Here is an 18,831-nt window from a genome sequence, read left to right as displayed (position 1 = left end):
CTGCAATTGAGCGCTTTGAAATGGACTGTACATAAGAGAAAGCACAAATGATGCCAAAATTTAAAATTTATTTGGTACAATCAGCCTTTGATATGGCTAACAGATAGGTTTTCCTTAATGCATCCGCGAAATCGCCACTTAAATGGCTACGACTTTACTTTGCTATGCAAAGATACTCCTGCCCTAACACCTTATATAACACAAACGCCAGCGGGCACTGATACCATTGATTTCACCAATGCGTTAGCGGTTAAAACCCTCAACCAAGCGTTATTAAAAAGCCATTATAAAATCGATTTTTGGGATTTACCCGACAACTACCTTTGCCCGCCAGTTCCTGGCAGAGTGGATTACATTCATCATTTGGCCGATTTATTAGCAAGCGATAACCAAGGTCATATTCCTACGGGTAAGCAAGTAAAAGTGCTTGATGTAGGCACGGGTGCAAATGTGATTTACCCGCTTACGGGTAACCACGAATATGGCTGGCACTTCACAGGCTCAGATATTGATGTATTGTCTGTTAAAATTGCTAAGCAAATTGTGCAATTTAACCGCCTGAAAATTAATGTTAAGCAGCAAAGTAACGCCAATAAAATGTTTACGGGCGTAATATCGAATAAAGATGTCTTTCACCTAACTTTATGCAACCCACCGTTTCATGCCAGCGAGCAACAGGCAAATGCAGGTACTGAACGTAAATGGAAAAACTTAAACAAAACACCACAAAAAGCGCTTAATTTTGGTGGCCGCCAAAATGAGCTTTGGTGTGAAGGCGGTGAACGAGAATTTATCAGTAAAATGTGCATTGAGAGCCAAGAGTTTGCAGAGCAATGTATTTGGTTTACATCGCTTGTTTCAAAGTCTGACACTTTACCGCATATAAAAAAGCTACTTAGCACACTTGATGTGAAAGAAGTAAAAGTTATAAAAATGGCACAAGGCCAAAAAAATAGTCGTTTTATTGCTTGGAGCTATTTTGACCAAGCCGACCGCGAAGCCATTCTTAACGAACTAGTATAAGGATAATAAGATGATCGACTTTCGTTCAGACACAGTTACAAAACCAACAGCAGCCATGCGCGCGGTCATGAATGACGCCCCAGTAGGCGACGACGTTTATGGTGACGACCCAAGCGTTAATCAGCTTGAACAATTTGCTGTTGAGCGTCATGGCTTCGAAAGCGCCCTTTATTGTAGCTCAGGCACGCAAGCAAACTTACTAGCATTGATGGCACATTGTGAACGTGGCGACGAATACATTTGTGGTCAACAAGCGCATAACTACAAATTTGAGGGTGGCGGTGCCGCTGTATTAGGTTCTATTCAGCCGCAACCAATTGAAAATAATGCCGATGGCAGCATAGATTTAAACAAAGTTGTGGCTGCAATTAAAGCTGATGACTTTCACTTTGCTAAAACCAAACTACTTAGCTTAGAAAACACCATTGGTGGCAAAGTTCTCCCGCTAAGTTATCTTAAACAAGCCAGAGAGTGTGTTGATAAAGATAACCTTGCTCTGCACTTAGACGGTGCCCGCGTGTATAACGCGGCGGTTAAGTTAGGTGTTGATATTACTGAGATCACCCAGTATTTTGATTCTGTATCTATTTGCTTATCAAAAGGACTCGGTGCGCCGGTTGGCTCCCTATTACTAGGTAGCAAAGTACTGATCGATAAAGCGCGCCGCTGGCGTAAAGTACTTGGTGGTGGTATGCGCCAAGCGGGTATGCTGGCAGCCGCTGGTCAGTATGCACTTGAGCATCACGTAACAAGACTTGCTGAAGATCACGATAACGCGGCGTATTTAGCAGATCAATTAAACACGTTAGCTGGTTTTGATACATCACCTTTTCAAATCGATACCAACATTGTTTACGCAAACGTTGCCGAACATATCGACTTAAAAGCAGTGGCACATGCGCTAAAAGAACAAAATATGTTATTTTCGCCAGGAAAACCACTGCGATTAGTGACCCATTTAGGCGTCACTAAGCAAGATATTGATAGTTTTATTTCGGCTTTAGCGGCCGAGATTTAACGCTTCTTTATAATGTTTGCGGCACACTGATACATATCGGTCGTTGCCGCCAATTTCTACCTGATTACCGTCTGCAATCGCATTGCCATGCTCATCGGTACGCAGTACATGATTAGCTTTACGACCACAATGACATACTGTTTTCAACTCAATTAGTTTGTCAGCCCATGCAAGTAAGTATTGTGAGCCACTAAATAACTCACCTCTAAAATCGTTACGTAAGCCATAACACAGCACTGGAATACCAAGCTCATCAACCACATCCGTTAATTGCATTACTTGGTCTTTTGATAAGAACTGGCATTCATCAACTAAAATACAATGGCGCTTTTGCTCTGCATTTAAAGATTTGATTAGCTCAAATACATCTTTCTCTGCATCAAAAATATGCGCATCAGCCTGTAAGCCAATACGTGAAGACACCTTACCAACACCTGCTCTATCATCAATAGCCGCTGTTAAAATAACCGGTTCCATACCACGTTCGCGGTAGTTAAATGCAGATTGTAAAAGTGTGGTAGATTTGCCTGCATTCATTGCAGAATAATAAAAGTACAGCTGTGCCATGATGTTGCCCAAATTTTAAAGTCGCAATATGCTACCCTAATCGAACGACAACATCATCCTTTACCTTATTCTTTTGTCCCATAATGAGTGTTTTGTTCTGAGCTCATATTTTGCAACATTCTTGCATAAACCCCTGCCAATTTTTTACTAGCGAGCTGCTCCCAAACTAGGTTTGCATCTAGTTTATGCTTATAGAAAAACTCATTTGAAAAAGCCAAATATGCTATTGAGGTATTGATCGGTGGGAACAGTGGAGCAAGTTTAAATTGGTAGTACTGACTAAGGTCGACTTTATTCTTAGAAATCTCACAAATCACAAGTGCTGCATCAGCATTTCCCTGAGCAACTCGTTCAATCGCAGTTTGTAGCGTAAATGTGTGCTCAATAAAAAACGCATCTTCACTTGCGGCATCACCAACAAAATGGCCATTAGCAACAGCTAACGAGAATGCTTTTGATTGAAATACCTCACGTGAATTCCACTTTGAATGAAAACGTCGTTTACCGATTAAACATTGGCTCAAAGATGCGAATGAATATTTATCGAGAGGTTTGCCCTGTTTATTAACAGGGAAAACAGCATAGTCACTTTTAAGCGCGTTAAAACCAGAAATAAATGCATCAACAGTGCCGTGCTTTATTGATGATATACATTCTTGCCAAGGCATTTGTTGGTATTGAAATTGAACTTCATCTATTGCGAGATCTAATTCCTTTAGAGTATTAATTTGTGCTTGGCTATTAATAATGGGGATTTCGTTTTTAGCATCGATAAACATCGGCGCTTTATTATGATCCGCCACACAAATTTTAATTAGTAAGGGAGACGCCTCTTTCGCATAACAAGTAAAAGTAAAAAACAACCCTGTACACAAAAATACTCTAGTAAAAAACAACATCACTGTCATAATAAGTTACTAATTTAGTTAAGCTTTAAATAGTGTAGATGGCAATTTAACTTTTTACAAAATTCCTTCGTGTTTCAGTAACCACTCTTTTCTTTCAAGGCCACCCGCATAGCCTGTGAGTTTACCGTTTGCGCCAATAATCCGATGGCACGGTACAATAATGCTAATCGGGTTTTTACCATTTGCAGCCCCCACTGCACGCACCGCTTTTGGGTTATTAATCGCAAGTGCAATATCTTGGTAGCTTTTGCTTTGACCAAACTCAACATCCATCAGCGCACGCCACACTTGCCTTTGAAAGTGGGTACCTTGGGTATCAAGGGGTACTGTAAAACGTGTACGCTCACCGTTAAAGTATTCATTAAGCTCACTTATACAAATTAAAATGGGTGTAAGGGTGTGCTCATCAACAACCTCTGTTTGCATTGCAACCACCGGATAAAAGCCAACGTAACTGACGCCTTTTGATGTACTTTGAATGGTAATATCGCCAATCGGGCTTGGCATTATAACTTGTTGCATACTCATAATTGTTGCCATAGTTGAAAAGTTAAATAAGAGCGAAATGGCGCGCAGTGCTCGCTATTAAATTCGCTTATTCCAGCGAGGGCTTTTTTAACCCCTAAGTCGCCCGCCAATAGAATATCGGGGTGGCTTTGACCGCGTAGTTTGGCGTAATTAACTGTCCACGGGCCAATACCTTTGAGCTCAAGCCAATTATCAAGCTCTTGATTATCTGGGTTTTGCTGACAATAAGCACTTAAACGCCTTAGCGCATCTTTGCGTGATTGTGGCATTTTAAAAAAATCGAGTTCAGAATTGGCAACCCAATCAGGGCTTGGAAAATAGTGGTTAGTACTTTGCTGATTAAATTCATTCACAAGCTGAGTTACGAGATTGTGAGCCGCAGTAACACTCACTTGCTGACCAAGAACCGCACGTATGCCCGCTTCATAGTCTGACCAAATTCCCGGCAAACGAAGCCCAACACAAAGCGGCATTGCGCCTTTAAGCTCTGCATCTAAATGCTGTTCAATAGTGTGCGTGTCGGCGTCTAAATCAAGCACACGACGAATGTTATGGATCACTTGCTGTAAATAGCGGGTGTTATCGATATCAATAACCACTTTAAAATGATTTTTATGCTCAACAAAATGCGCTGTGAATTGCCCTTGGCAATATTTGTCTTTAAAAGTGCGTCCATAGCTTGTTGCGCTCAACCATTCTAAACCACTGATTAATCTGCGCTGCAAAAAATCATGGAGTGCTTGCCAGTTATAAGGCGGCCTAAATGCCAGTGTTAGAGTTAATGTTGAGGCTGGTTTTTTATCTGTCTTACGTAACTTTGAAGGGGCAATATTTAACTGCTTTAAAAAAGCATCATTAAAACGACGAATACTATTAAAGCCAGAAGCAAATGCGATATCTGCCACCGACAAATCTGTTTCTTGTAATAACTGTTTAGCAAAATTACATTGGTTAAATAATCGATATTGGGTGATCGAGAGTCCAAAGTGTTGGTTAAACAAACGGCGTAAATAGCGGCTCGACACGCCGAGTCTGTCGGCTAAAACCTCACAATCGTAGGCCTCGCCTTTATCAATCAGTTGTTTGGCGCGTAATGCGGTGGTTTTAGTACCTAACCAAGCAGGGCTATTCGGTGCGCTATCTGGGCGACAGCGAATACAGGGTCGAAAACCATCCTGCGCAGCCAAGTGCGCGTATTGGTAGTATTCAACGTTCTTTTCTTGTGCTGTTGGTGCGGGGCAAATGGGTCTGCAATAAATGCCAGTACTTTTTACCGCCACAAAAAACACCCCATCAAAGCGTGGGTCGCGGCTTTGCCTCGCAGTTTGCCATTGTTGGCTAGTCATAATTTTTCTCGTTACACGCTAATACCGTTAGCTTAACTGAATATTATTTTTTGACTAGCCAGTTTCGGACCTTAACTAATTAAACAGCTATTTAATTGCAGCTAAATATCGGCGCTCAACTTCCGGCCAATTGATCACTTCGTAAAATGCCGCAATATATTCAGGGCGACGATTTTGATACTTCAAGTAATATGCATGCTCCCACACATCTAGCCCTAAAATAGGTATGTGATTTTGCATAAGTGGACTATCTTGATTGAGGCTACTTTCAACAATCAATTGGTTATTTTCATCAACACATAACCACGCCCAGCCACTGCCAAAGCGACTTACCGCTGCATTCGTAAATTGCTCTTTAAATGCGTCAAAGCTGCCAAATGTATCAACAATGGCGGTGTTTAACTCTGCACTTGGCTCACCACCGCCGTTTGGTGTCATTATTTGCCAAAATAATGAATGATTATGGTGACCACCCACATGCTCTTGTACTGCTTTTTGTAAAGACTCAGGCATTGATGAAATAGTGCGTAGTAATGTTTCAGCATCTTGTTCAGAGTAATGGCTGCCCTCGAGTGCAGCATTCGCTTTATTGATATAGGTTTGATGATGCAAGGTGTGATGTATTTCCATGGTTTTCGCATCAATGTGCGGTTCAAGTGCATCATAGTCATAAGCTAAATCGGGTAATGTAAAAGGCATACTGATTCCTTATCGTTAATGTAATAACTGCGTTTTATGGGGATGGTCAGCTAATAGCTGGTTGATTCGGTTAATGAGTGTCGGAAATGCCGATGCCATGCTGGCAAACTTAACCAGTTCATAATAGGTTTTGTGATGATGGTGCAGCACCAAGATGCGGACCTGCTGCTCTGGGTGATTTAACAGCGCGCTTAATCGCTGATGAGCATGACAAAGCCAGGTGCAGGCTTTATCTGGTTTTTGCATTACCTTAAAGGTGTCGGCAAGATTCAAAGTGGCAACAACAAATGCTGCAATACAATGCTCTAACGAGCGTGTTACCGACTGGTTGATTGGGATATTAGAAAACTGTGCGAGTAGTGTTTCAGCGCAGCTGCTGGCAACCGTGTAATGATCACGCGCAGTAATGAGCTCACCAGATTCAAATGCTAAGTTGCCTTGATAAATTGCACTTTGCCAAGGGGCCAGCGCATCATCAATGGCGTTCGAAGTTAACGGTGTGTGGCCTGTTGTTTGAGTCATAAAAATCACCTGCACTTATACCAATCATTCTATGTGTATTTAAACTACACACAGAAAAGATCAAATGCAAATGATTTTTATTTATATTGTTATTTGTTAATTTTAAGCTATAACAACATTAGTTATTGATGCGCAAAGTCGATAAGCTCTTGGCCTGTTAGGCGGTAAATAATCCATTCGTTTTGCGGTTTAGCACCAATGCTGTCGTAAAAATCAATGGCTGGTTTATTCCAATCAAGTACCACCCACTCAAAACGACCGCAGTCTTTTTCGAGTGCTTGCTTAGCTAGATATTGCATAATTTGCTTACCAGCACCTTTACCACGGCTATCTGCACTGACGTAAAGATCTTCTAAATACAAACCATTTTTGCCAAGCCATGTAGAGTAATTATAAAAATAAACTGCAAAACCAATTGGTGTGTCGCCCTCTAAACAAATAACACTGTGAGCTGTAGCACCTTCACTGAATAACGTTTTTAAAATAGCTTGCTCGTCTGTTTTAACTGCGTCAGGTTCTTTTTCGTAAATAGCAAGTTCGGTAATAAAATGTAGGATTGTTGCAGCATCACTTGCGACTGCCGGACGAATTGTAATTGCGTTACTCACTCTGTATTCCTTTTTTACATCATTATTGTAACGCCCAGTTTATAAGGGCTTTAGCATGGTGTAAACGCCCTTTACAGAAATACACGGCATTAAAAAGGGGCTACTAAAAGTTAGCCCCATATGCTTTATTTACTCATCGACTTATTTTATTTACTCATCGACTTATTTTATTTACTCATCGACTTATAAAGTACCGGAAGTACAAATAAAGTTAAAAAGGTAGCACTAACCAAGCCGCCAACAATAACCGTGGCAAGGGGCTTTTGTATTTCAGCCCCTATGCCAGTGCTAAGTAGCATTGGAATTAGCCCAAGCATTGAAGTAAGCGCAGTCATGAGTACGGGTCTAAGCCTTGAAACAGCGCCTTCAAATACTGCTTTGTCTTTGCTATCTCCCGCACTAATCCTTTGATTAATGCTTTCGACCATCACCACACCATTCAATACCGCAACACCAAATAGTGTAATAAACCCTACTGAGCTGGGTACAGACAAGTATTGCCCAGAGACATACAATGCAATCACTCCCCCAATCACAGCCAAAGGAACATTGACAAGAATAAGTACCACTTGCGATAGGTTACTAAAGGCAAAATACAGCAATAACGCAATGAGTAATAAGGCTACTGGCACTACTATCATCAGCCGCTGCTGTGCCCTTTGCTGGTTTTCGAACTGCCCACCAATGGCTACACTGTAACCACTTGGTAGCTGTATTTTATCGGCTATGGCAGCGCGTATATCGGCAACTACAGAGCCCATATCTCGCCCCTGCACATTCGCTTGAATAACCACCCGCCTTTGAACATCATCGCGACGAACTTGTGGAGCGCCAGACTCTATTTGTACATCGGCTACATCCCCCACCCTAACAATGGCACCCGCAGGGGTTCGCAGTCGAAGATCAGCGATCACATTTGGGTTTTGCCGAAAGCTTTTTGCTATACGCACATAAATATCATAGCGCTCATTGGCATTAATGATTTGCCCTGCAGATTGCCCGCCAATACCGTGCTGAACTACATCCATCAAATCAGACACCGATAAACCAAAGCGCGACAATGCCAAACGGTTAGGTTTAACTATCAGCTGCGCTTCACCGCCTATTTGCTCCATAGCAACATCTTTTGCACCAGATATTTGCTGAACTAGCTGCTCAATTTGTTGGCCTTTTTCAGTTAAAACGCCTAGGTCACTGCCGAATAATTTAATGGCCAATTGCGCTTTAACACCGGATAAAAGCTCATCGACTCGGGTTGCTATGGGCTGCGAAAAGTTAAACAAAAGCCCTGGGAACTGCTCAAGCTTGGCTTCCATTAGTTGCTGTAATTCGACCCGCGTTTTCGCGTTTACCCATTGCTCATGAGGTTTTAAGCCTAAATAGATTTCAATGTTATTAACCGGTTCAGGATCTCCCCCCACTTCAGCCCGACCGATTCGGCTCAGCGCATATTCCACCTCACTAAATTCAAGCAACATGGCTTCAAGCTTAGGCGCCACTGAGATTGCCGTATCGAGACTTGCTGATGGAGCAAGTGTCACACGTAGGTTAATAGTGCCTTCTTCAAGCTCTGGCACAAATTCAGTACCCAGCCTTGGTAGCATAACGGCCGCTACAATTAGTAATAACCCTGCTATCGCTAAAACGCTGCGTTTAGCCTGCAATGCTTTTTGTAAAGCCCGTTGATAAAGCATATCGATAGGTTTTAACAGAATACTTTTCTTTACTGTCACGCCCTTAGCAAATAAGTACACACACAGAGCTGGCACCACAACCAAGGCAACGAACACAGCACTAATAATCGCAAGCATAATACTTACAGCCATTGGCTGAAATAACTTCGCCTCAACGCCTTCAAAGCTAAACAGCGGTAAAAATACCGTTAGTATGATCAAAGAGGCAAAAAAGATAGGCCGTGCGACTTCTTTTGCAGCAATAGCCACCAGCTGCGAAGAAGGCTTATGTTGATTATGTTTAAGCCCTAAGTGCCTAAATACATTCTCAACCATCACAACAGAGCCATCTACCAGCATACCGATTGCAACAGCAATCCCACCTAACGACATTAAGTTTGCCGACAAGCCAAGCCATGCCATTACACTCAGTGCTAAGCCTATCGAGATAGGGATCGACAACAACACCAAAAATGTTGCCCTTAAATCCAACAAAAATAGCGCTAATACAATGATAATAAATACAAAAGCTAAAAGCAGTGCGTCAATAACCGTTTGTACCGCTTGGCTTATAAGCTCTGCTTGGTCGTAAATGGCTTTAAATTCAACCCCTTTTGGCAGTGCTTGATTTATCATCTCGACACGCGCGTTAATGCCATCAATCGTTTGCTTGGTATTAGCGCCCATTCGCTTGAGCACTATACCAGTCACCACTTCACCACGATTGACTATTTCGCCTTGTTCATTGCGTTTAGATAAGGTGACAGCGCCTTGGCGAATTTCACTACCAAGCTCAACATTCGCAACATCAGCCACTTGAACAACCGTCCCATCAATGGTTTTGATAGGTGTTTGTGCAATCTCAGCAAGCCCTTTTTCGCCTGGGGTAAACCAACCTGTACCACGAATAACAAGCTGCTCTTGACCACGGTTCATATACCAGCCACCCACATTACTGTTGTTAGCATCTAGTGCGTTACTAACATCTTGCTGTGTTAAGTCATAAGCAAGGAGCTTATTGGGGTTTATGTTCACTTGATACTGCTTTACCTCACCGCCAAATGACAGAATATCGGTCACACCATCAATAGGTAATATAAGTAATTTAACCACCCAATCATTTAAACTACGCAATGCCATGCTATCTATGTTGGCATCTGGCTTTGCTTCAAGTAAATACTGATAGACTTGTCCAAGTCCTGATGTATTAGGGCCCATGGTTGGCATACCCACACCAGCTGGGATCAACTCTTTAGCAGACTGCAAACGTTCAAAAACCAGTTGCCTAGCAAAGTAAATATCGACACCTTCTTTAAACACCACAGTGACGCCCGATAACCCTGTTTTAGAAATAGAGCGTACCTGCTCTACATCGGGCAGCGCATACATAACCGCTTCTATCGGGTATGTGATCAGCTGCTCAACTTCTTCAGCCGCAAGCCCTGGCGCTTCGGTATTCACTGCAACTTGCACATTCGTCACATCAGGAAAGGCGTCTAAATTAAGTTTTGGGATCATAAATGCACTCACTGCAATCGCTGCAAGCAAGGCCAATACAACCAGTAAACGGTTCTTTATCACCGCCTCTATTAATAAATTAAACATATATCACCTCTAGTGGTTATGCGGATCAAATCCGCCTTTAGCTAGCTGTGATGCAATAAAAAAAGCACCTTGGGTGACAACTTCAAGCCCGGCTTTGATACCTAACACTTCGCGATAATCACCAAAACGTCTGCCAAGGGTTACTTCATGGGCAGCAAAGCCACCATCGTCATCAACGACAAATAACTGCCAGTCACCATCTGCACTCCGTGTTAATGCGTTTTCAGGTACGGCAAGTACCTCTTGGTCTGTTTCAAAATGAAAATACACATCCGCAAACATGCCTGGGTGCAAACTATGCTGGGTGTTTTTTACCTCGAGCCTAACAGTTCGTGAACGTGTTTGTTCATCAATGGTATGTGCTTCTTGAATAACCCTTGCTTGATAGCGATTGCCGTTAACTTCTAACAGCGCCGTAGAGCCATTACTGATAGTACGGTCTTGATTAGCTGAAAGCTGAGCAGCAACCCAAAGCGCAGATTCATCGGCTATTAGCATTAGCTCAATCCCCGAATCTACTCGCTGACCTTGGGCAAAGTTATCGGTTAAAACAGCCCCAGATGTTTGTGCAAACAAGGTGTATTCACCGAGTTTTTCTGGGCTTATGGTGAGTGTTTGTACAATAGCTTGTTTTGATAAACCAAAGGCAACTAATCGGCTATAAGCCACTTCATACTCGGCTTTGGCAGTTAAGATTTGTTTTTCGCTGACTGTGCCTGCGGTCATTTTAGTAACGCGTTGCCACTCGGCTTCTGCTAATCTAAATTCTGTTTGCTGGCTAGCCACTTCGCCACTAAATAAAGTGACTAAAGAGTCTCCTTTATTTACATGCTGCCCTAATAAGGCATGGCGTTTTACAACGATAGAATCAACACGTGGTGACACCACATAACTGGCGTAGCCATTGGCTTTAATTTCGCCCGGTGCATACAAGGTTTGCTTGTGTTTTTTCAGTACAAGGCGCTCAACCTTAATATTAGCGAGTTGCTGTTGCTGCTCAGTTAAAATGACTTCATTAGCATGCTCAGCTTGCTCATTTTCTTGGTGGTTATGCGCTTGTTCTGTCGCATAAATATTTGTCACAGTCATATAGCATACGCACAGCAATGCATAACGCATAAAATTTCTTAAATACATAGAGTGTCTCTTACTTAAAATGGGCTAAGCCCAAAAAATCTAAAAAAGGGTTTTTGATTAAGTAAGAGCTAAAATAGGTGGGCGATGTAGCGGTGCTAAGTCAGCCGATTTGAAGTTGAAATCAAGTGATTCAATTTTAGCGAAATAAACATCAGTAGGTTCAGACAATTGCAGCGAATCAACAAACGCAGGGCTGTGACAAACATGACAATGGCCTTTCTCGGCTGAGTCAGACAACTGTTTGCTAAGCTCGGCATGCTCTGATTGATGTAACTGGTGATCGCCATTGGCTGCGCAATGGGCTTCAAGGTCAATTTCTTCTGATAACAGTACCGAGGTGTGATTAAACGCAGCATTATGATCGGCCACATCAAAGCTATCCAGCAGTGGCTGGAGCAATAATACGCTAATCAAAATAATAAATGCAGCTTTCACATTGAGCCTAAAAATTAGAACTAAAAATTGGTACAACGGCGCTAAATTAACAAATCCACCGGCATTTGAACAGTAAATTATAATCTGTACACGAACAATGCATTACAAACATTTCAATACCACGGCACGCATGGTATAAAAATAAAGCAAATCAATAACTCGGTATTTTTATGGGACACGGACACCACCACCACCATCATCACGATACAAATAACCAAAGCACCCGCCAACTCATGCTGGCAGTTGCAATCAATGTGTTATTAACTGTCGCTCAGGTGATTGGCGGCCTTGTTTCTGGCAGTTTATCGTTAATTGCTGATGCACTGCATAATTTAAGTGATGCCTCGTCGTTATTCATTGCCCTAATTGCCCGAAAAATTGGTGCCAAACCTGCCAATGATCGTTATCAATACGGTTATAAACGCGCTGAAATTTTAGCAACCTTATTTAATAGTTTAAGTTTAATTGTGATTGGTGGTTACTTAATTGTTGAAGCTATCTCCAACTATTTAAATCCTGAGCCCATTGATGGCTGGATCATCATCTGGGTTGCGGGTTTTGCGCTAGTTGTTGATCTTGTCACCGCTCTTTTAACTTACAAAGCAGGTGCTAAAGACAGCATGAATATTCGTGCTGCGTTTATACATAATGTGTCTGATGCATTAGCTTCAGTGGTGGTGATCATAGCAGGTACCTTAATTATTCTTTATCAATGGTATATTGTTGATTTAATTGCCACTATGCTGATTTCTTTGTATGTCATTTACCATGGTGTTTTGCTGTTAATAGCGAGCAGTAAAATATTGATGCAGGCAGCCCCTGATAATTTTGCTTTAACAGCAGCTATTACTGAGCTCAAAACCCAATTTGCAATTACTGATATTGATTATCTCAAAACGTGGCAAATAGACGATCATCACGTTCATTGCGAGCTAAAGTTTAGTGCCAAGCACAACATCAATAACGATGAAATACGTCACTTTTTGCATGATAACTTTGCAATTGAAAGCTGCACCATTGAACAAGTTTTAGTGTAAATGTTACGCGTTATCATTTACTATTCAGTTTTGTTTTAACAGCAAACTGAAGGAACAAACCTTGTTGAAGTTGTGGTTACGTCGTACGCATTTATTGCTTGCCTTAGTAAGCGGTTTATTTTTGATTTGTTTAAGTTTGACCGGTGCGTTGCTTATTTACGCAAAAGACATTCAATACCTTACTCAAAGCGATAAATGGACTGTAACACCAGCGGCTTCAGCACTTGATTTTGATAGCCTCATAAAACATGTTTCAGCTTCAACTAAACAACCGGTTACCCTGTTAATGCCTGAGCAGCGCAGTGATCTTGCCTGGCAATTACAGTTAGCTAATAACCGCTATGTCAGTGTTAACCCATACAATGGTCAAGTTCTACATGAGTACGATTACTACAGCACGATTTATGGTTTTACCATGGCTTTGCACCGCTGGTTGCTTTATGAAGATGCCGATAAGAACCGCCCGCTAAGAAATTGGGTTTCGGTATGTGCTCTAATACTCATTTTTGAGATTCTGCTCGGTTTTTATATTTGGGTTAAGCCAAAAAATCGTATTAAACGTTTGGCTATTAAGCGTAAAGCAAAATTCAGAGTGTTAATGTATCAGCTACATACCGTTCTGGGTGTGTATTTTTTAATTCCACTCATTTTAATTGCTTACACAGGTATGGCGTTTAACTGGAAGCCACAAACCAAAGCCGTATTAGAATTTGTGATGCAAGGTACAGTTGAAGATAGACCAAAACCACCAGCCGTTATTCCCCCTTTAGATGCTACGCCATTTCAAGTGCAAAAAGCGTTTGATAACGCACAAACTGTATTTCCTGAGGGTAAGTTGTTTAGAATTTATTTACCGAAAAAACCAACTGATAACATAGGTTTTAGAATAGAGAACCCGGGTGAAAGCCATGCTTATAGTTGGGTATGGGCGAACCCATATTCAGCAGATATTGTTGCAAGCTATGATGCCAGCCAAAGCTCATGGACCACGCAAACATGGAACTTTAAATATAAGTTTCATATTGGTGATTTTGCAGGCTCTATCGTGCAATTACTGTGGTTACTATTTGCTTTATCACCGTTGTTTTTCACGATTTCAGGTGTTTACTTTTGGTACAAACGGCATTACAAATAAACAACTATTACTAAACATACCATTCGCCATGAATAATGAGCTCAAAAATGCCTTTAACACCGAAATGATATTGGCTAAAACGAGTTATAAGAAAGCAGATTACACAACCGCTTTTTATCACTTAGAGCGGGTTCATATTCTCGGTCAAAGCTATATTATTCCGCACACTTACTCACATTGGTGGATGTGTAAAATTGGTTTTAAAACCCATAATACCAAGGAAATAATTGGTCAGTTTGTTCGTATGGCTGCTTCAATTGTATTTTCGCGTATTTGGGTACCACTCGGTAACACCGGCGGCACTAATGTTAGCCCTTTCAAACCAATGCCTATACCTGACGACTTAAAACGCTTTTTAAACTAGCGCTAGCTAATACCAACCCGCAATAATACTTAATCATTTTGAGGGATTAAACCTGTCGCTAACTGCGTTAAAAATTTCTCATTTAGAACAACTAAATAACGAAATTTTTGCCTTGTTATCAACGAGGTTTTATTGCCTCAAAATAGACTACTTAATTAAGCGGATTAGTATAAAAACACAGCTACAGTCCTGCTAAACCTAATAGCTATTTGCTTAATAACTAATTTAAAAAGTAGGTACAAAACAACACAGTTAATTATTGCAAACAATTATCATTAGCCTTGCCTTTACACTTCTTTACATTTAGACTGCCGCACAATCACATAATAAATACCGATTTAACAAGGACAAGCATGTTAAAAACCTCACTTACTCTGGTCGCTCTTGCAATTAGCAGCCAATCATTTGCTGATGATGCCATCAATAAAAAACTTACCGCAGAAGAAATGGAACACGTTGTTGTATCGGGCAGCCGTGTATTTGAAAGCATTGATGAAGTACCCGCTTCTGTCACGATTATTAGCCAAAAGCAAATTGAAGAGCATTTAAAAGTTAATCCAGAACTACAAAGCTTACTTGCGCAAATGGTACCTGGTCTTGCACCTGATACAGGTAGTTCGAGTAATACAGGTCAGAGTTTACGTGGCCGTGCACCACTTGTGATGATTGATGGTGTGCCACAATCTACACCACTCAGAAACGGCTCGTTAGGGGTCAAAACACTCGACCCAAGTGCCATTGCACGTATTGAAGTGATCAAAGGGGCTACCTCTGTTTATGGTAATGGTGCATCGGGCGGTATTATTAACTACATCACAAAACAAGCAACAAGTGATGGTCAGCCTGAAGGTGAAATTAGCCTATCTTCACGCTTTAGTGCAGTAAAACTTGAAGAAAGCGCTGGTGCCCGTGTCTCTGCAGCGATTAACGGCCGAGCTGATAAAGTTAGCTACTTATTTACCGCAAGTTACGAAGAAAATGGTGTTCAACGTGATGCAGAAGGCGATATTCTTGGCTTACAGTATGGTTTATCTGATGCAGTAACCGAAAACTACTTCACTAAACTAGGTTATGATTTTGACGATGAGAAGCAACTGCAATTTAGCTATAACTACTTTAGCTCTCAACAAAAAACCGATTTAGGTGACGTAGTTGGTAACCTAAACGATGGCGAAAAAACCTATGCCATTCATGTACCTAAAGAGCTGCAAAAGAAAGGTAAACCACAAGGCCCAGATGGTAACGAAAACATTACCTTAAAATACACAGACTATGCCCTGTTTACTAATACCCAAATGACGCTCGATCTTTACATGCAAGACATCGAGAACGTGTTTTTCTTTTCTACCAACCTAGCTAACCCAGACGAAGGCTACGAAGGCGGCCAATCAATTATTCGCTCTGAAAAGAAAGGGGCGCGCGCTACCTTTAATACCCTTGTTGATTTTGACAATGTTGAAGCTACCTTCATTTATGGCCTAGATGCACTGAATGATGTGACGTCTCAGCCACTTGTAGATGGCCGTGTTTGGGTACCAGAAATGGATATGGAAAGCCTTGCTGGCTTTTTACAAACAAAATGGGTTATCAATAATGATTTAGTTATTAAAGCGGGTGTGCGCCAAGAGAGCATTGATTTAACCGTTGATGACTATGAAACCTTAAAGCTTTGCCGCTCAGAAACACAGTGCTCAGTGCCGCTTAGTGTAAAGGGTGACACCATAGATTATGATGCAACCACTTATAATGTAGGTGTGAAATACAATTTACTTGAGGCCTTCAGCCCGTTTGCCAATTATTCACAAGGCTCTGATATCTCAGATATTGGCCGCCTATTACGTGCAGCAACGGTAAATGATATTGGCTTAATTCAAACAGAAGCATCAATCATCGATAACTATGAAATTGGTTTTACCTCACAGTTTGATGACTTACGTTTTGAATTTGCAGCCTATCGCAGTACATCAGAGTTTGGCACCACAAACAGCTTTAATGAAGTAACCGGTGTTTATGAGCCGGTACGTGCACCGCAAGAGATTTGGGGTTACGAAACATTAATTGATTATAAAATTAATCCAACTCTAAAACTGGTTGCAACTTACAGCTATGTTGAAGGTAAAAACACCGAAGACGACATTTACTTAGGTTCGCGCCAAATAAGCCCACCAAAAGGCACTGCTAACTTAAACTGGCAACCTAATGATGAATTATCACTGACGGTGAGTTATTTATATGTGGGTTCACGCAAACGCTTTGAACCAAATGCAGACGGCGACTATGTTGGCGACCAAGGGCCAATTAGCAGTTACAACCTATTTAACCTAAGCGGTCGCTATAACTTTAGCGATAACTGGCAAGCGTTTATGGGGGTAGAAAACCTATTTAACAATGATTACTACCCTGCCCGTGCCCAGTCATACACCTACGGTGGCTATAACATTAAAGGTTTAGGTACCACTGTGACACTTGGTGCAACCTATAGTTTCTAAATTAAACTTTGTTTAGAACAACAAGCCCTTCTTAGTAAGGGCTTTTTTCATTTAAGAATAGAAACGATAAACTGTTCATTTATCAACCATTAACGCAAACTTAAACGAGAATCACAATCAATAGTAAACAACTGATTTACAAAGGAAAAAGTTTGCAATCTTGTTTTTATATACTACAATTACCGCAACTTGGAATTTGAGGATAGCATTATGAAAGGTAACCAAAAAGTCATAGATAGTTTTAACAAACTACTCGCAAACGAATTAGCTGCTATAGATCAATACTTTATTCATTCTCGTATGTATGACGATTGGGGCCTAAATAAGCTGTATGAGCGCCTTAACCACGAAATGGAAGAAGAAAAAGATCACGCTGATTGGTTGATCAAACGTATTCTGTTTTTAGAAGGCGTACCAAACATGACTAAGCGTCGTGACCTATTAATTGGCTCAGACGTAAAGAGCATGATGCAAAATGACCTTACACTTGAGCTAGAAGTGGTTGACTGTGTTAAAGAAGCCATTGCCATCTGTGAACAAGAAAAAGACTATCAATCACGTGAAGTGCTTGAGAAGCTATTGTTTGATACAGAAGAAGATCATGTTTACTGGTTAGAACAACAGCTTGGTCTAATCGACAAAATTGGTAGCCAAAACTACCATCAATCTCAAATGGGCGAATAGAGGCTAATTGTATGAAAGGTGATAAAAGCGTCATTGCTGCACTTAATAAAGTATTAGCGAATGAATTAGTAGGTATTAACCAATACTTTTTACACGCTCGTATGTTTAAAGATTTTGGTTTTTCAAAATTAGACAAAGCTGATTACAAAGTATCTATTCAAAAAATGAAAAACGCCGACCGTTTAATTGAGCGTATTTTGTTTTTAGAAGGTTTACCAAATTTACAAGATTTAGGCCGCCTACGTATAGGTGAAAACTCTGAAGAAATGATCGAAGCGAATATGAGCTTTGAACTTGATTCATTACCTGATCTCAAAGCGGCAATTAAACTTGCTGAAGAGAAAAAAGATTACATCAGCCGTGAAGCGCTAGATAACATCTTAAATGAGCAAGAAGAACAGATTGATTGGCTTGAAACACAGCAGCAGTTAATCAAAACCGCAGGGCTTGAGAATTACCTGCAATCTCAAATGTAATTTGCTAAAACTTAAAAAAGCAGCCTAGGCTGCTTTTTTTATGGCTAAAATTTGTGATTAATCGTCTTCGCGATCAATGATTGACACTTTATTACTTAAAATTAAAGAATTAGGAATTAAATGCACCGCTCCCTCGCCTTTAATTGTGATATAGCGCAAATTAAGATCAATCACAGTGCCCTTTGAGTTACTCACTTCAATGTAATTACCAAGCTTAATGGGTTTATAAAGCACAATCATGACACCTGCGACTAGGTTTGAAATAGCATCCTTCAACGCAAAACCCAAAGCAAAGCCTGTTAGGCCTAAGCCAGCAACTAACGCGGCTACGTCAAAACCCAGTTTCGATAACGCCAGCACAATACCAATGAATAATAAAATAGCGCGCTGCGAGTTAGAAATCAGCCGAAAAGTTTCAAGAGCGGTTGAATCAAAGCGACGTTGAAACTGTTTAATAGCGCGGTCAATAATAAGGCTTGCTATATAAAAAGCAGCAAGCACTAAAAATGCTTGAATAAATTGGCTAGTCATAGAATTATCAGTTAAAAAATAAAGCCCATCATAGGCTTAAAATTGT

19 protein-coding genes are annotated in these 18,831 nt (G+C 41.0%); 8 read left to right on the top strand and 11 right to left on the bottom strand.

The features are described from left to right. The first annotated feature begins 117 nt into the window (after positions 1-117). Together rlmF and ltaE are read left to right on the top strand one after the other, a co-directional pair. Positions 118-1,023 (top strand): 23S rRNA (adenine(1618)-N(6))-methyltransferase RlmF, encoded by a 906-nt coding sequence (gene rlmF / locus AOG27_RS06030; protein WP_054552109.1) that lies wholly within the window; start codon positions 118-120, stop codon positions 1,021-1,023. Between the two features lie 10 nt (positions 1,024-1,033). Next, entirely contained in the window at positions 1,034-2,041 is a 1,008-nt protein-coding gene (gene ltaE / locus AOG27_RS06025) for a low-specificity L-threonine aldolase (protein WP_054552108.1), read from the top strand. On the opposite strand, the gene AOG27_RS06020 is transcribed toward ltaE, so the two are convergent. From AOG27_RS06020 to AOG27_RS05975, 10 genes are all read right to left on the bottom strand, one after another. After that, positions 2,024-2,608 (bottom strand): thymidine kinase, encoded by a 585-nt coding sequence (locus AOG27_RS06020; RefSeq protein ID WP_054552107.1) that lies wholly within the window; start codon positions 2,606-2,608, stop codon positions 2,024-2,026. The genes ltaE and AOG27_RS06020 overlap by 18 nt on opposite strands. A gap of 65 nt (positions 2,609-2,673) precedes the next feature. Next, entirely contained in the window at positions 2,674-3,411 is a 738-nt protein-coding gene (locus AOG27_RS06015; RefSeq protein ID WP_054552106.1) for a hypothetical protein, read from the bottom strand. A gap of 159 nt (positions 3,412-3,570) precedes the next feature. Then, on the bottom strand, positions 3,571-4,038 hold the full coding sequence (locus AOG27_RS06010) for a methylated-DNA--[protein]-cysteine S-methyltransferase (RefSeq protein WP_054552235.1): 468 nt from the start codon (positions 4,036-4,038) through the stop codon (positions 3,571-3,573). 2 nt (positions 4,039-4,040) lie between these two features. Next, positions 4,041-5,390 (bottom strand): DNA-3-methyladenine glycosylase 2 family protein, encoded by a 1,350-nt coding sequence (locus AOG27_RS06005; protein ID WP_054552105.1) that lies wholly within the window; start codon positions 5,388-5,390, stop codon positions 4,041-4,043. An 87-nt stretch (positions 5,391-5,477) separates the two neighbouring features. Beyond that, entirely contained in the window at positions 5,478-6,089 is a 612-nt protein-coding gene (locus tag AOG27_RS06000; RefSeq protein WP_054552104.1) for a superoxide dismutase, read from the bottom strand. A gap of 15 nt (positions 6,090-6,104) precedes the next feature. Further along, entirely contained in the window at positions 6,105-6,611 is a 507-nt protein-coding gene (locus AOG27_RS05995; protein WP_054552103.1) for a hypothetical protein, read from the bottom strand. 122 nt (positions 6,612-6,733) lie between these two features. Continuing rightward, the gene (locus tag AOG27_RS05990; protein WP_054552102.1) at positions 6,734-7,219 is read right to left on the bottom strand and encodes a GNAT family N-acetyltransferase; all 486 of its coding nucleotides are present in this window, start codon (positions 7,217-7,219) and stop codon (positions 6,734-6,736) included. A 167-nt stretch (positions 7,220-7,386) separates the two neighbouring features. After that, positions 7,387-10,497 carry an efflux RND transporter permease subunit gene (locus tag AOG27_RS05985; protein ID WP_054552101.1) on the bottom strand — a complete coding sequence of 1,037 codons (3,111 nt, stop codon included), beginning with the start codon at positions 10,495-10,497 and terminating at the stop codon, positions 7,387-7,389. A 9-nt stretch (positions 10,498-10,506) separates the two neighbouring features. Continuing rightward, entirely contained in the window at positions 10,507-11,634 is a 1,128-nt protein-coding gene (locus AOG27_RS05980; protein ID WP_082389208.1) for an efflux RND transporter periplasmic adaptor subunit, read from the bottom strand. Between the two features lie 57 nt (positions 11,635-11,691). Continuing rightward, positions 11,692-12,069: a hypothetical protein gene (locus AOG27_RS05975; protein WP_054552100.1), complete on the bottom strand. Its 378-nt coding sequence runs from the start codon at positions 12,067-12,069 to the stop codon at positions 11,692-11,694. Between the two features lie 170 nt (positions 12,070-12,239). Here AOG27_RS05975 and AOG27_RS05970 point away from each other — a divergent pair, with 170 nt between their 5' ends. The 6 genes from AOG27_RS05970 (at position 12,240) to bfr (AOG27_RS05945) (ending at position 18,254) form a co-directional block, all read left to right on the top strand. Next, entirely contained in the window at positions 12,240-13,106 is an 867-nt protein-coding gene (locus AOG27_RS05970; RefSeq protein ID WP_054552099.1) for a cation diffusion facilitator family transporter, read from the top strand. Positions 13,107-13,170: 64 nt separating this feature from the next. After that, positions 13,171-14,241: a PepSY-associated TM helix domain-containing protein gene (locus tag AOG27_RS05965; RefSeq protein WP_054552233.1), complete on the top strand. Its 1,071-nt coding sequence runs from the start codon at positions 13,171-13,173 to the stop codon at positions 14,239-14,241. 28 nt (positions 14,242-14,269) lie between these two features. Next, positions 14,270-14,605, top strand: coding sequence for a DUF3703 domain-containing protein (locus AOG27_RS05960; RefSeq protein WP_054552098.1), 336 nt, complete (start codon positions 14,270-14,272; stop codon positions 14,603-14,605). Positions 14,606-14,958: 353 nt separating this feature from the next. Next, complete coding sequence (locus tag AOG27_RS05955) at positions 14,959-17,094, top strand: TonB-dependent receptor (RefSeq protein ID WP_054552097.1); 2,136 nt, start codon at positions 14,959-14,961, stop codon at positions 17,092-17,094. Between the two features lie 210 nt (positions 17,095-17,304). Continuing rightward, positions 17,305-17,778, top strand: a complete 474-nt coding sequence (gene bfr, locus AOG27_RS05950) for a bacterioferritin (protein WP_054552096.1) — start codon at positions 17,305-17,307, stop codon at positions 17,776-17,778. An 11-nt stretch (positions 17,779-17,789) separates the two neighbouring features. Continuing rightward, the gene (gene bfr, locus AOG27_RS05945) at positions 17,790-18,254 is read left to right on the top strand and encodes a bacterioferritin (protein ID WP_054552095.1); all 465 of its coding nucleotides are present in this window, start codon (positions 17,790-17,792) and stop codon (positions 18,252-18,254) included. Between the two features lie 57 nt (positions 18,255-18,311). Here bfr (AOG27_RS05945) and AOG27_RS05940 read toward each other — a convergent pair whose 3' ends face one another. Continuing rightward, positions 18,312-18,785, bottom strand: a complete 474-nt coding sequence (locus AOG27_RS05940) for a mechanosensitive ion channel family protein (protein ID WP_054552094.1) — start codon at positions 18,783-18,785, stop codon at positions 18,312-18,314. Between the last annotated feature and the right edge of the window lie 46 nt (positions 18,786-18,831).

The organism is Pseudoalteromonas lipolytica (assembly GCF_001306915.1).
GTDB lineage: Bacteria > Pseudomonadota > Gammaproteobacteria > Enterobacterales > Alteromonadaceae > Pseudoalteromonas > Pseudoalteromonas simplex.
This window is presented reverse-complemented; position numbering and strand designations above follow the sequence as displayed.

Bases quoted from the DNA above. Each gene is read 5' to 3' on its own strand.
- rlmF (WP_054552109.1), top strand. From the start codon at position 118: ATGCATCCGCGAAATCGCCACTTAAATGGCTACGACTTTACTTTGCTA.
- ltaE (WP_054552108.1), top strand. From the start codon at position 1,034: ATGATCGACTTTCGTTCAGACACAGTTACAAAACCAACAGCAGCCATG.
- AOG27_RS06020 (WP_054552107.1), bottom strand. From the start codon at position 2,608: ATGGCACAGCTGTACTTTTATTATTCTGCAATGAATGCAGGCAAATCT.
- AOG27_RS06010 (WP_054552235.1), bottom strand. From the start codon at position 4,038: ATGCAACAAGTTATAATGCCAAGCCCGATTGGCGATATTACCATTCAA.
- AOG27_RS06005 (WP_054552105.1), bottom strand. From the start codon at position 5,390: ATGACTAGCCAACAATGGCAAACTGCGAGGCAAAGCCGCGACCCACGC.
- AOG27_RS06000 (WP_054552104.1), bottom strand. From the start codon at position 6,089: ATGCCTTTTACATTACCCGATTTAGCTTATGACTATGATGCACTTGAA.
- AOG27_RS05995 (WP_054552103.1), bottom strand. From the start codon at position 6,611: ATGACTCAAACAACAGGCCACACACCGTTAACTTCGAACGCCATTGAT.
- AOG27_RS05985 (WP_054552101.1), bottom strand. From the start codon at position 10,497: ATGTTTAATTTATTAATAGAGGCGGTGATAAAGAACCGTTTACTGGTT.
- AOG27_RS05980 (WP_082389208.1), bottom strand. From the start codon at position 11,634: ATGTATTTAAGAAATTTTATGCGTTATGCATTGCTGTGCGTATGCTAT.
- AOG27_RS05970 (WP_054552099.1), top strand. From the start codon at position 12,240: ATGGGACACGGACACCACCACCACCATCATCACGATACAAATAACCAA.
- AOG27_RS05960 (WP_054552098.1), top strand. From the start codon at position 14,270: ATGAATAATGAGCTCAAAAATGCCTTTAACACCGAAATGATATTGGCT.
- AOG27_RS05955 (WP_054552097.1), top strand. From the start codon at position 14,959: ATGTTAAAAACCTCACTTACTCTGGTCGCTCTTGCAATTAGCAGCCAA.
- bfr (WP_054552096.1), top strand. From the start codon at position 17,305: ATGAAAGGTAACCAAAAAGTCATAGATAGTTTTAACAAACTACTCGCA.
- bfr (WP_054552095.1), top strand. From the start codon at position 17,790: ATGAAAGGTGATAAAAGCGTCATTGCTGCACTTAATAAAGTATTAGCG.
- AOG27_RS05940 (WP_054552094.1), bottom strand. From the start codon at position 18,785: ATGACTAGCCAATTTATTCAAGCATTTTTAGTGCTTGCTGCTTTTTAT.